Origin of the sequence: Polaribacter sp. Hel1_33_96 (assembly GCF_002846595.1) — a bacterium.
Taxonomy (GTDB): domain Bacteria; phylum Bacteroidota; class Bacteroidia; order Flavobacteriales; family Flavobacteriaceae; genus Polaribacter.
In genome coordinates this window covers 2016438-2028729 of the sequence record NZ_PJMV01000001.1, presented here as the reverse complement: position 1 = coordinate 2028729, position 12292 = coordinate 2016438, and the positions used below count along the sequence as shown (strand labels likewise).

Annotated in this window: 9 protein-coding genes; 6 read left to right on the top strand and 3 right to left on the bottom strand. The window is 32.1% G+C overall.

All coding sequences use genetic code 11. The features are described from left to right. Nucleotides 1-45: 45 nt before the first annotated feature. The 6 genes from porV to ATE90_RS08865 all read left to right on the top strand — a co-directional run bounded on the left by porV (nucleotide 46) and on the right by ATE90_RS08865 (nucleotide 6685). A complete protein-coding gene (porV, locus tag ATE90_RS08890; RefSeq protein WP_101451273.1) occupies nucleotides 46-1200 on the top strand; it encodes a type IX secretion system outer membrane channel protein PorV in 1155 nt (384 codons plus the stop codon). Nucleotides 1201-1274: 74 nt separating this feature from the next. Beyond that, nucleotides 1275-1757, top strand: coding sequence for a cytidine deaminase (gene cdd, locus ATE90_RS08885; RefSeq protein ID WP_036784984.1), 483 nt, complete (start codon nucleotides 1275-1277; stop codon nucleotides 1755-1757). Nucleotides 1758-1816: 59 nt separating this feature from the next. Then, nucleotides 1817-2203, top strand: coding sequence for a group III truncated hemoglobin (locus ATE90_RS08880; protein ID WP_101451272.1), 387 nt, complete (start codon nucleotides 1817-1819; stop codon nucleotides 2201-2203). A 99-nt stretch (nucleotides 2204-2302) separates the two neighbouring features. Then, the gene (locus ATE90_RS08875; RefSeq protein WP_101451271.1) at nucleotides 2303-3367 is read left to right on the top strand and encodes a 3-oxoacyl-ACP synthase III family protein; all 1065 of its coding nucleotides are present in this window, start codon (nucleotides 2303-2305) and stop codon (nucleotides 3365-3367) included. Nucleotides 3368-3539: 172 nt separating this feature from the next. After that, entirely contained in the window at nucleotides 3540-5075 is a 1536-nt protein-coding gene (gene guaA, locus ATE90_RS08870; RefSeq protein ID WP_036784991.1) for a glutamine-hydrolyzing GMP synthase, read from the top strand. 5 nt (nucleotides 5076-5080) lie between these two features. Then, nucleotides 5081-6685: a LysM peptidoglycan-binding domain-containing protein gene (locus ATE90_RS08865; RefSeq protein ID WP_235317708.1), complete on the top strand. Its 1605-nt coding sequence runs from the start codon at nucleotides 5081-5083 to the stop codon at nucleotides 6683-6685. A gap of 106 nt (nucleotides 6686-6791) precedes the next feature. Here the strand turns inward: ATE90_RS08865 and ATE90_RS08860 are convergent, their stop codons facing one another. From ATE90_RS08860 to ATE90_RS08850, 3 genes are all read right to left on the bottom strand, one after another. Next, nucleotides 6792-7307: a hypothetical protein gene (locus tag ATE90_RS08860; RefSeq protein ID WP_036784995.1), complete on the bottom strand. Its 516-nt coding sequence runs from the start codon at nucleotides 7305-7307 to the stop codon at nucleotides 6792-6794. A gap of 99 nt (nucleotides 7308-7406) precedes the next feature. Continuing rightward, a complete protein-coding gene (gene ccsA / locus ATE90_RS08855) occupies nucleotides 7407-10613 on the bottom strand; it encodes a cytochrome c biogenesis protein CcsA (protein ID WP_101451270.1) in 3207 nt (1068 codons plus the stop codon). 103 nt (nucleotides 10614-10716) lie between these two features. Then, nucleotides 10717-12153 carry an amidohydrolase gene (locus tag ATE90_RS08850; RefSeq protein ID WP_101451269.1) on the bottom strand — a complete coding sequence of 479 codons (1437 nt, stop codon included), beginning with the start codon at nucleotides 12151-12153 and terminating at the stop codon, nucleotides 10717-10719. Nucleotides 12154-12292 lie beyond the last annotated feature (139 nt).

Here is a 12292-nt window from a genome sequence, read left to right as displayed (position 1 = left end):
ATTAGATATTTGCTGAACTATCTAAACTAACGAGAAAAACAGAAAATGAGGAAATTAGGATTTTGTATGGCACTTTGTGCTTTAGTAAGTTTAAAAATAAACGCTCAAACCGATACACAACAAACGGGAGGAATTACAACTGCAACCCCGTTTTTATTAATTGTACCTGATGCTAGAGCAGGTGGAATGGGAGATATGGGAGTTGCCACAACGGCAGATGCTTTTTCTTTATTTCATAATCCAGCAAAAATAGTTTTTAGTGATAGACAAATAAAAACAGGACTTACCTATTCGCCTTGGTTACGTAATTTAACTGATGATATTTTTATAGGAAGTGGTTCTTACATTAATCGATTTAGTGAAAATTCAGCTTGGGGTGCCGATTTTAAATATTTTTCTTTAGGTCAAATAGATTTAACAGACAATCAAGGAAATCCTAACGGAACGATAAATCCGAATGAACTCGTTGCAACAGGCTCTTATGCTTTAAAATTAAGTGAAACCTTTTCTATGGGAGTTTCTTTAAAATATATACGTTCTAATTTAGCATTTAATGGAACTGCCGGAAATACCTTGCAGCCGATCAATTCTTTTGCGGTAGATGTTTCTGGATATTATCAGTCTTTTGAGCAAAATTATGGCAATTTTAACGGACGTTATAGAATAGGGTTTAACATTTCTAATATTGGTCCAAAAGTTTCTTATGTTCCTGGTCAGGAAGATTTTATACCAACAAATTTAAAGTTTGGTGGTGGTTTTGATTTTATCTTGGACGATTACAATATCATTTCAACTACTGTTGAATTTACAAAATTATTAGTACCTACGCCACCAATTAGAGATGTCGATGGGAATGTTATTGACGGAAAAGAGGATCAAGATATAGGATGGATTCAAGGGATGTTTAGTTCTTTTGGTGACGCACCAGGTGGATTTAGTGAAGAGTTAAAAGAATTTACCTATGCTTTAGGAGCAGAGTATTTATACAACAATGCATTTGCTTTAAGAGCAGGATATTTTCATGAGAGTGAGGACAAAGGAAATAGACAATATTTTACGCTAGGAGGCGGATTTAAAACCAACGCTCTAAATATAGATTTATCTTATTTAATTAATTCTTCTGATGTGAATAATCCATTAGAAAATTCATTACGTTTTTCTTTATCTTTTGATTTAGGAGAAATCTATGATAATTATTAAGAGTGATAAATTTTTATTAAATTTACAACATACAAAGCAGTCAAAAAAGACTGCTTTTTTTGACGCTATTATTTATGAGAAAAATTGAAATATCGACATCAGTAACTGTTTACACTGATGTATCAGAACTTTCTTCAGAAGATAAAATGTTAATGGACAAAGCTGTAGAAGCCCGAAAAAAGGCCTACGCACCGTATTCTAAATTTAAGGTTGGTGCAGCATTGCTATTAGAAAATAACCAAATTGTTTTAGGAAATAATCAAGAAAATGCGGCGTATCCATCAGGTATGTGCGCAGAACGCGTAGCTATTTGGAAAGCAGGTTCAGAGTTTCCGGGTGTAAAAATTTTAAAATTAGTTATTTCTGCAAGTTCGTCAATCACAAAAGTTGAGAGGCCTGTAGGCCCTTGTGGTGCTTGCCGACAATCTTTATCAGAATATGAAATTAAACAAAAACAACCTTTTGAAGTTTTGTTTATGGGCGAAGTAGGTGAGATTGTAAAAACAGCATCATTACTGTCATTATTGCCTTTTTCTTTTGATAGTTCTTATTTGTAAAAGAGTATTTTCTAATTAAATGTTAACTGTTGCCTTGACTAAAGAATCTCTTTTAAAATATGAAATCAGACATCACTTCAAGAAAAGACATTCAACATATTATTAAAAAATTTTATGATTGCTTATTGGTTGATGAAAAAATGATTCCTTTTTTTAAAGATATTATTGCTGAAAAGCATTTAGAGCAACATTTAGAGAGTATCACAGATTTTTGGAACGACATTATTTTTGATACAAATACATATCAAAACAATGTCATGCAAAAACACCTAGATAAAAATGCTTTTGTGAATTTTAAAAAAGAACATTTCGCCATTTGGATATCGTATTTTTTTGAAACAATTGAGACCTTTTATTTAGGTGATAATTCTGAGAGAATGAAGTCTAGGGCACAATCTATCGCGACAGTGATGCAATTAAAATTGCATTTATATGAGGGAAAATAAATGTTATTTCTGAGGTTAGATTTCGTTTTTTTCATTGGATGTAATCTTCTTTTCATAATTAAACGGCGTAATTTTATACAAATTGATAATTAGATAAAAATGAACTCATCAAGAATTACGGGTACAGGAACTTTTATTCCATCTTTAAAAAAAGAGAATGCAGATTTTCTAGAAGATGAATTTTTAAATAATGACGGTTCTACGTTTTCATCTGATAATGATGTTATTATCGAAAAATTTAAAGCAATTACAGGTATTACAGAAAGGCGATATGCAAAAGATGAATACACCACTTCAGATTTGGCTTTTTTTGCCGCCCAAAAAGCAATAGAAGATGCGAACTTGCATAAAGAGGAATTAGATTATATTATTGTAGCTCATAATTTTGGTGATGTAAAGCAAGGTACCATTCAAGGAGATATGTTGCCAAGTATAGCAACAAGGGTAAAATATAAATTGGAAATTGAGAATCCGAATTGTGTTGCCTATGATATTTTATTTGGTTGTCCTGGTTGGATAGAAGGTGTTATTCAAGCACAAGCTTTTATCAAGGCCGGCATCGCAAAAAAGTGTTTGGTTATCGGAGCAGAAACTTTATCAAGAGTTATTGATAAGTATGATCGTGATTCAATGATATATAGTGATGGAGCAGGAGCATGTATCGTAGAAAAAACGGAAGAATCTGATTCTGGAATTTTAAGTCATGCAACACAAACTTTTGCGAAAGACGAAGCCTACTTTTTACATTATGGAGGGTCTTATAAGCAAGAGGAAGACCAAAATGTGCGGTATATAAAAATGTTTGGACGTAAGATTTATGAATTTGCAATTACCAATGTTCCGGCTGCAATGAAAGCTGCTTTAGAAAAAAGTGGTCTTGAAATTGATGATGTAAAGAAAATATTGATTCATCAAGCCAATGAAAAAATGGATGAAGCTATCATCAAACGTTTTTATAGATTGTACAAAAAACCAGTTCCAAAAGGAGTAATGCCTATGAGCATTCATAAGTTAGGAAATAGTTCTGTGGCTACTGTACCAACTTTATTAGACTTAGTTTTGAAAGGGAAAATTGAAAATCAGCAGCTAAACAAGGGAGATGTAATTATGTTAGCTTCTGTTGGAGCGGGTATGAACATCAATGCAATTGTTTATAGGGTTTAAGGTTTCTTTATTTGTAAATCTATTGATGTTTTAAGGTATCTATGCATCCGGAATTTACAAACACTAGAAATTGTTTGTCTCAAAAAGCTACATCATTAGGAGGAATTCTAATTTATCTTAAAAAATATCAATTTCAGTATTCAAAATTTAATCTGAAATAGTATTTTTGCGCATGCAACAACACAACGTACTTATATTAGATTTTGGATCGCAATACACGCAATTAATTGCAAGAAGAGTCAGAGAGTTAAACATTTATTGTGAAATTCACCCATATAATCATCCACCAAAAGAATTAGAAAATTTTAAAGCAATTATCTTATCAGGAAGTCCAAATTCTGTAAGAGGAGAAACTGTTTTACATCCAGATTTATCAGAAATCAGAGGTAAAAAACCTTTGTTAGCGGTTTGTTATGGAGCGCAATATTTAGCACATTTTTCTGGTGGAAAAGTAGCGCCTTCCAACACAAGAGAATATGGAAGAGCAAATTTATCCTTTATAAAAGAGGAGGAAACTTTCTTTCAAAATATTTCTGAAGGAAGCCAAGTTTGGATGAGTCATTCAGACACAATTAAAGACTTACCTACAAATGGTGTTCTATTAGCAAGTACAAAAGATGTAGAAAATGCTGCTTTTAAAATTGAAGGGGAACAAACATTCGCTATTCAATTTCATCCGGAAGTATATCATTCTAAAGACGGAAAGCAATTATTAGAAAATTTTTTAGTAAAAATTGCAGAGGTGGCACAAACTTGGACACCAGACTCTTTTGTAGAAAGTACAGTGGCAGCAATTAAAGATAAAGTGGGCAATGATAAAGTAGTTTTAGGGCTTTCAGGAGGCGTAGACTCATCTGTAGCAGCTGTTTTATTGAACAAAGCAATTGGTAAAAATCTATATTGTATTTTTGTAAATAATGGATTACTGCGTAAAAATGAATTCGAAACAGTATTAGCAAGATACGAAGGTATGGGCTTAAACGTTAAAGGTGTAGATGCATCGGCACGTTTTTTGCAAGCCCTAAAAGGTGTTGTAGATCCTGAGAAAAAAAGAAAAGCAATTGGAAACGCTTTTATTGAAGTTTTTGATGATGAGGCACATAAAATTACGGGTGTAAATTGGCTAGCACAAGGAACTATTTATCCCGATGTAATTGAATCTGTTTCCGTAAACGGCGGTCCATCTGCAACCATAAAAAGTCATCATAATGTGGGAGGTTTACCAGATTATATGAAGTTGAAAATTGTGGAGCCTTTGAGAATGATTTTCAAAGACGAAGTAAGAAGAGTAGGTGCTTCTATGGGAATCGACCCTGAATTATTAGGACGCCATCCTTTTCCTGGTCCAGGATTGGGTATCAGGATTTTAGGAGATATTACTGCAGAAAAAGTTCGTATTTTGCAAGAGGTAGATGCCATTTTTGTAAACGGATTAAAAGAAGATGGTTTGTATGATAAAGTATGGCAAGCCGGCGCTATGTTATTACCGGTAAATTCTGTTGGAGTGATGGGTGATGAAAGAACGTATGAAAAAGTAGTCGCTTTAAGGGCGGTGGAAAGCACAGATGGAATGACTGCAGATTGGGTAGATTTACCCTATACGTTTTTGCAAAAAACATCAAACAAAATAATAAATCAAGTAAAAGGTGTAAATAGAGTTGTGTATGATATTAGCTCGAAACCACCTGCAACAATAGAATGGGAATAAGATATATGAAGCATTTAAAATTTTTTATTTTTCTGTGTATTTTAACGTTCACAGTTTCTTGTGGTCAACAAAAAAAATATATTCAGTACAAGGTTAAAAAAGGGGAAACGATTAGTGTTATTGCTGCTAATTTGAGCATGAAAAAGAGAGATTTATTGCGTTTAAATCCAGATGTTACAAGTGAACCTAGAACAGATTCTTTTATTGTTGTTCCAGAAAAAAAGCTAAATAACTACAAAAACAAAATAAAAGAGCGTCCAAAAGATATTTCTGATGCTGAATTGACGGAAGATGAAATTATAGATGAAAAAGTGAAACTTTTAGAGGAGCTAAAAGAAAAGTTTGTTGTTTATGAAGTAAAAAAAGGAGATACTTTTTACAGTTTTAAGAAGAAATTTAATGTTACTAGAGGAGAATTATTAATCTTAAATCCTGAATTAGTAGAAGGTTTAAAAGTAGGTCAAATTTTAAAAATTAAAGAAATTCCGGTAAATGTAGTTTCAGATGAAATTTTTTATAATGATTATCTGCAACCAGAAACCACTTTAAAAATAGCACTGTTATTGCCTTTTAGAACAGATAAATATAATAATGATACTATTACTGCGCAACAGATATTTACTAAAAATGCAACTTTGGTAAACATTGCAACCGATTTTTTTATGGGTGCAGAAATAGCTGTAGATTCTCTAAGAACAAAGGGTATAGATATAGAATTAAATGTTTTTGATACGGGAGTCAGAAGAGCAGATGGCATAAGACGTATTATTTCAGAGAAAGACTTGGGTAGTAATCATGCGATAATTGGTCCATTATATTCAGAGGAAGTACAAATGGTAGCTAACAATGTGAGCGTACCTGTTATTTTTCCAGTATACTCTAGTAGTCAATCAAACTTTTCTTCCGCTAATATTGTAAAAACTTCACCAGAGAAAAGTGTCTTTAGAGAAGAGTTGGAGAGATATATCAAAGAGAATTTTGGTTCAGGGAATATTATTATTGTGAGTGATACTAAATTTAAAAATATACAAACTAGTAGACTTTTAAAATCTTCATTAGAATTTGAGGATTCCATTTATAATGTGAATATCTTAACTCCGGATAAAGGATATATAGAAAAGTCTAGATTCTTAGAAGTCTTAAAACCAAATACAAAAAACTGGGTTATTTTAGCAACTGACAACAATGTAATTGTAGCAGATGCGATTAATAGTTTAATAAGTTTGCCAGAAGAAACCACTGCGAGAGTTCTTACTTTTGACAAAGCCGCAGTTTATGACAAGATTGATAATAGAAAATTAGCTCAGGTTGGTTTTACGTATGTAAGTGAGGAGTTTATTGATGAAAATTCTTTGTACTCAAGCGTTTTTAGAGAACAATATTTAAAAAAGAATAAAGCATTACCTTCTTTTTATGCAACCAAAGGATTTGATGTGACCTATGATATTTTAGTGAGATTAGCATCTGGAAACGATTTAAAAACAACTTTTAAGCAAGGAGTATCTTCGAGAATAGAAACAAAATTTGATTACAGAGCGAGTAATACAGAAAATCGAGGTTTGTTTATTGTACAGTATAATGAAGATTTAACGTTAACCAAGTTGAAATAAGGTTTGGTTCGGCTACTAAAGTTATTCCGCTTAAATTTCTAAATGAATACCAATAAAAAATCCGCTTTTAGCGGATTTTTTATTGGTATTAGAAAATGATAAAAGGTTAGATTTTTTTCATCTGTTGTTTCATCATTTGCATTTGTTCTTTTAACATGCCATGTTTGTCTAGTTTTTTAGCTTCTGCCATTAAATTAGTGGCTTCACGTTTACGTCTTTTCGTCATCGCGATTCCTGCTAATTGCAATTTTGCCATGGCCAAATCATGATTCATTGATAAACCTAATTTTACGGCTTTCCGTAAAAATTTTTCTGCTTGTGTTATGTTTGTTTGACTTAACATTATCCCTTGTAAATAGTTGTAATACCCTTGTTGCTTGGTGATCAAAGCAGTTTCTGGATTTTTGATGTAGCTTAACCACTTTTGAGTTCCTGGGAAATTTTGTTTACGTAATTGTAAAAACGCTAGTAAAATAAATTCATTTTTAAAATAAAATAAAACAAAAATTCCAGCTAATAATAAGATAGAAATTCCATTCAAAATATTTCCTTGGCTGAATTGGTAAACGGACCAAATTGTTATGAAACCAGCTAAAATTAATTTTATATTTTTATTAAACATGTGTAATCCTTCTTTTTTTGTTATCTCGAGCAAAATTGAGATGTTGTTTGTTTTCTATTGAAAAGCAAAAATACATTTTTCTCATAAAAATGTAATGATTTACTTCTTGTAATATTTTTTGTACTTAAACCAAGAGAGTGTTCCTAGAATCGCTACAAACCCAATGGAATAATATACAGAGGTAGGTGTGATTACTTGATCTCCACTTGCATAAGAATGCAATCCAGATAAGTAAAAATTCACTCCAAAATAGGTCATCATAATAGAGAAATAAGCAATGATGGTCCATAAATTAAAAGTATATCTTCCTCTTAAACCAGGGATTAAGCGCATGTGTAAAACAAAAGCATAAATCATAATAGAAATTAAGGCCCAGGTTTCTTTAGGATCCCATCCCCAATAACGTCCCCAGCTTTCATTGGCCCACATACCACCTAAAAAGTTTCCGATAGTTAACATAATTAAACCAACAGTAATAGCCATTTCATTAATAATGGTAATTTCTTTGATGTTCAAGTCCATTTTCTTTTTGTTACTCTCTTTTGTAAATAAGATTAAAAAGAGCGAGAAAATTCCTAAAATCATTCCTAAAGTTAAAGGGCCATAACTTGCCACAATTATAGAAACATGCACTAATAACCACCATGAATTTAATACCGGTTGCAAGTTGGCAATTTCTGGGTCTAACCAATTCTGACTTGCGAAAAATAAGATAATAGCAGTTACAAATGTTGTTGCCGTGATGGTTAATGCAGATTTTCTTCCTAAGAAAAAACCAAAAAGCATGGTAGTCCAAGCCACATAAATGATGGATTCGTAAGCATTGCTCCAAGGTGCATTTCCACTAATATACCATCTGCTAATTAATCCAGCGGTATGCAATAGAAATAAGCCAATAACCAAAGCAATTAAAAGTTTAACAGCGCGATTTATCCATTTTTTGGTAACAAAAATTTGTGCAATTACAAAACCAATTAATAGTAAACTAGCCAAACCATAATAACGAACTAACTTGGTAAATACATTATATTTATTATAGACAATTTCTAATGCTATTTTTTTATCTGAAGGATATACGGCAGCTCCATATTTTTTCTGATATTTCTTAATACCTTCTAAAATATCATTCGCTTTCGAGTAATCATTTGTCTTTTTAGCAGTCTGCAATAATTGTACATACAGCGGTAAAGATTTTTGCACAAAAATAGTATCTGCAGGCATAAAACCTTTTGTTGAAGTGGTTTCTGGTTGAGAAACCCATGTATTGTTTTCATCATTAGGAATTGGATAAATTTTTAATATTCCACCTCCAATTGCATTGTATAATAATCCTAAACGTCGGTCAATTTTTATAAGGTCTTTTTCAAAATTATTTTTAATATTATTTTTTTGAGCTTCAGCCACCAATTCTCTAATTTTATACTCACCTCTATTGGTGAAAAAATCAGATAGTCGCGCATATTTAGTACTATCAGCAATACCTAACTGCTTTCTAATTTTTGTGTTTTTTTTCTCTAAATAGATTGCAGGTACTTCATACCAAAGTCTTGAGTTTTCAATAATTGATAGCAAAACCTGACTAGGTTCCATGCCATGTAAAGTTTCTGTCTGACTAACTTTTCTTACTAATTCTGAAGCAAAAGTGTGTGCAGGTTTCATACGACCTCCTGCATCTTGTATAACAAGTTTATTAAAGCTTTCTGCGTGCGCTAAAGAAACCAAATTTGCTTTTAAAATAGAATCTATTTGTTGGTCGCTGATTTTTTTAGAAGTATGACTTGTAGGTAGTTTACTTGCTTGAGATTGTTCAGTTTCGTGTTTATGATCTGGATCATCATGTTCATGATCATGATCTGTAGTTTGTGAAAAACTAATACCAGACAGAAATAACGCAACTACAACAGACATGGTTAATTTCTTTTTTCTGATCTTTTTTAGCGTATTTTTTAAATCATCAAAACGCGTATTTTTTGCAAAGAGAATACAGATCAAACCAATGTAGAGAAAAGAATACCCTAAATATGTAATAAAAGTTCCCCAAAAATCATGGTTAACAGATAAATGAGTTTGTTCTTTTTCACCAGACAAATCATAACTAGATTGAAAGAGTTTATACCCTTTATGATCTAAAATATGATTCATAAAAATGCGATAATCAAAACTTTCATCTGGCTCAATTACAGTAACTTCACTTGCATAAGATGCTGCACTTTCTGAACCGGGATATTTTTCTAACTGAAAGTCATTTAACTTAACGCTAAATGGAGTTTCTTTAATTTTAGCTCCGTACCACATTCTGAAATTTAAAGTATCAACCGTAAATTCTTTAAAATTATCATTGTTAAATTTCCCTCCTGAAAGTTCGATTCTTTTGGTTTGGTCATTGCTTGAAATATCCAAAACTAAGACATCTAATTTTTTGTCATCTTTTGGTCCACTTATAGTTTTCATAGTTCCTTTTGTAGGATATTGAGGAACAACAAAAGGCAATCCAGTAACGTTATAAAGAGAACGCAATTTAAAATCTTGAATACTATCTTTTATTAATTTTCCAGTTTGTCTGGTTGCCATCACTTGAAAATCACCATCGGATTTCGTTACAATTTTTAAAGAATCATTTCTTTTAAAAATATTTATAGAGGCATTATTATCTGGTGCTTCATATCCGACTAAAATATTGTGAATGTTCTGAACAGTCCCTGCTTTTATATAATGTTCATGTCTATTTCCGCTAGAGGATTCAACTAAAAATAAATGTTCAACACCATTTTCATCTTGCACTAATTTTTTCTCCGCCCAAGGAATATATTTTACCAAATCAATGCTATATTCTTTTTCTCTAAAGTCATCTGAAAAAGACCAAGAATTAGAGCCCCAAGCCGATAATAAAATGGGCTTATGAATTTTTTTTTGTTCTTTATTATTATCAACAATTACATTGACAAAGGTAGTTTCTGATAAAAATTGATTGGTAGTTTCTCCTTCATTAATTAGCATAATGCCTTCGTAACCTATATATCTGGTTACAGCGGCACCAATAATGATGAATAAAAAAGAGAGATGAAACATTAAAACGGCCCATTTCTCTTTTTTATACAATCTATATCTAAAAATGTTTCCAAAAAAGTTAATGATAAAAAACACCATAATAGCTTCAAACCACCAAGCATTGTAAACTAGCGCTTTAGACGTTTGTGTTCCAAAATCATTTTCTATAAAAGTGGCAATCCCCATTGCTGTGGCAAAAAGAATAAATAATATTGCCGTTAAACGTGTAGAATAGAGGAAATTAAAAATGTTTTTCATCCGAATTAATTGCTTTTAAAAGTCTTGCAAATTTAAGGATAAATCATTAATTATAAGATTGTTTTAAATGTTAAAAGTTGAGATTTCTCTCAACTTTTAATAATTATTTTTTATTTGGAATTGGAGGTGGTCCATCAGGTACAATTGCCTTATAAACCGCATCCCCTTTTCTTTTTTTGTATTCATCTTTTACTTTCGTAACCAACTTAGGGTTTTCAAATAAATCGAGCATGGTCATAGACATTGCTTTAGAAGCATAAATCATTCCTTTATGGCCAATACTCATTCCGCCGCAAGCCACAACAGCCCAGGAATGCCATGGAGTATCTTTAGGTGCAGTAGTTACACCAAGATTAATATTAGCAACATTCCAACTTACATCTCCTACATCTGTTGAACCACCGCCTGGGTGCTCTCTCGTTTCTTCTAAGGGGTTTATCTTACTATCCATTCCAAGTTGCTCTTTTCCAGTAACTTCTTGAATTTTTTTGCCAAAAGAAATTTCATCATTGGTATAAGTAATCGGACCTAAGAGTTCTAAATTATTTTGCATAATTTCTCCTCCAGATCTATTTACAAGAACTTCATATATTCCAGAAATCAAAGATACTTTATACTCTACATTCGCTAAAATTGCTGCTCCTTCAGCCATTTCAACTGCTCGTTTGTATACAGGCATCATTCCAGAACGCTTTGTGTCTCTCACTCGCATCCATAATCTGGAATAGTCTGGAACTACATTTACAACTTGCCCTCCGTCTTGAATATGATAATGCATTCTTACCGTGGGTCTAACATGCTCTCTATAATAATTGATTCCTGCCGTATATAGTTCTAAAGCATCAGAAGCACTTCTACCGTTCCAAGGATCTGCAGATGCATGAGCAGCTTGACCAAAAAACTCTATCTTAAAGTCTACTAAAGCTAACGAACTTTGCACATCTGCTTGAATAGATGCAGAAGGGTGCCAACTGATATTTACATCAACATCATCCCATAAACCGGCCTTAACCATCCAAATCTTACCAAAGAATTTTTCTTCTGATGGAGTTCCGAAAAATTTAATTGTTCCTTTAATTTTACCTTGTTCAATGAGTTCTTTTATTGCAATGGCAGCTCCTAAACTTCCAGAACCAAATAAATTATGACCACAGCCATGTCCATTTCCCTTTTCAATTAAAGGGTCTTTGGTAGGTTTTGCTTTTTGAGATATTCCTGGTAAGGCATCAAACTCTCCTAAAACACTAATTACGGGACTTCCGCTTCCGTAAGTTGCTACAAAAGCAGTAGGCATTCCTGCAACACCTTTTTCTACACTAAATCCATTTTTTTCAGCGTAGTCAGAAAGAATTTTTGATGATTGTGTTTCTTCAAAAGCAGTTTCAGCTAATTCCCAAATTGAATCGCTAATTTCGATAAGGTTCTGTTTATGTTTTTCTATAGACTTGATCAATTGTTTTTTATTTTTTGACAACTTTTGACCTTGCACAAATGGAATTGTAAAGGGTAGAAGTAAAAAAAAGATGATATATTTTCTCATAATTAAATTGGTTTATTCAAATATACAAAAACTTGACTTAGAGATAACGATACCAATATGGAGTGTAGAAAAAAAAAGTTTACGAAAATTTTAGTGTTGGTTTGAACATAAAAAAAACACAAATTGTTCTAATCCAAAA

Coding starts and splice junctions, on each gene's coding strand:
- ATE90_RS08860 (WP_036784995.1), bottom strand. CDS start 7,307: ATGTTTAATAAAAATATAAAATTAATTTTAGCTGGTTTCATAACAATT.
- porV (WP_101451273.1), top strand. CDS start 46: ATGAGGAAATTAGGATTTTGTATGGCACTTTGTGCTTTAGTAAGTTTA.
- ATE90_RS08875 (WP_101451271.1), top strand. CDS start 2,303: ATGAACTCATCAAGAATTACGGGTACAGGAACTTTTATTCCATCTTTA.
- ATE90_RS08865 (WP_235317708.1), top strand. CDS start 5,081: ATGAAGCATTTAAAATTTTTTATTTTTCTGTGTATTTTAACGTTCACA.
- cdd (WP_036784984.1), top strand. CDS start 1,275: ATGAGAAAAATTGAAATATCGACATCAGTAACTGTTTACACTGATGTA.
- ATE90_RS08880 (WP_101451272.1), top strand. CDS start 1,817: ATGAAATCAGACATCACTTCAAGAAAAGACATTCAACATATTATTAAA.
- ccsA (WP_101451270.1), bottom strand. CDS start 10,613: ATGAAAAACATTTTTAATTTCCTCTATTCTACACGTTTAACGGCAATA.
- guaA (WP_036784991.1), top strand. CDS start 3,540: ATGCAACAACACAACGTACTTATATTAGATTTTGGATCGCAATACACG.
- ATE90_RS08850 (WP_101451269.1), bottom strand. CDS start 12,153: ATGAGAAAATATATCATCTTTTTTTTACTTCTACCCTTTACAATTCCA.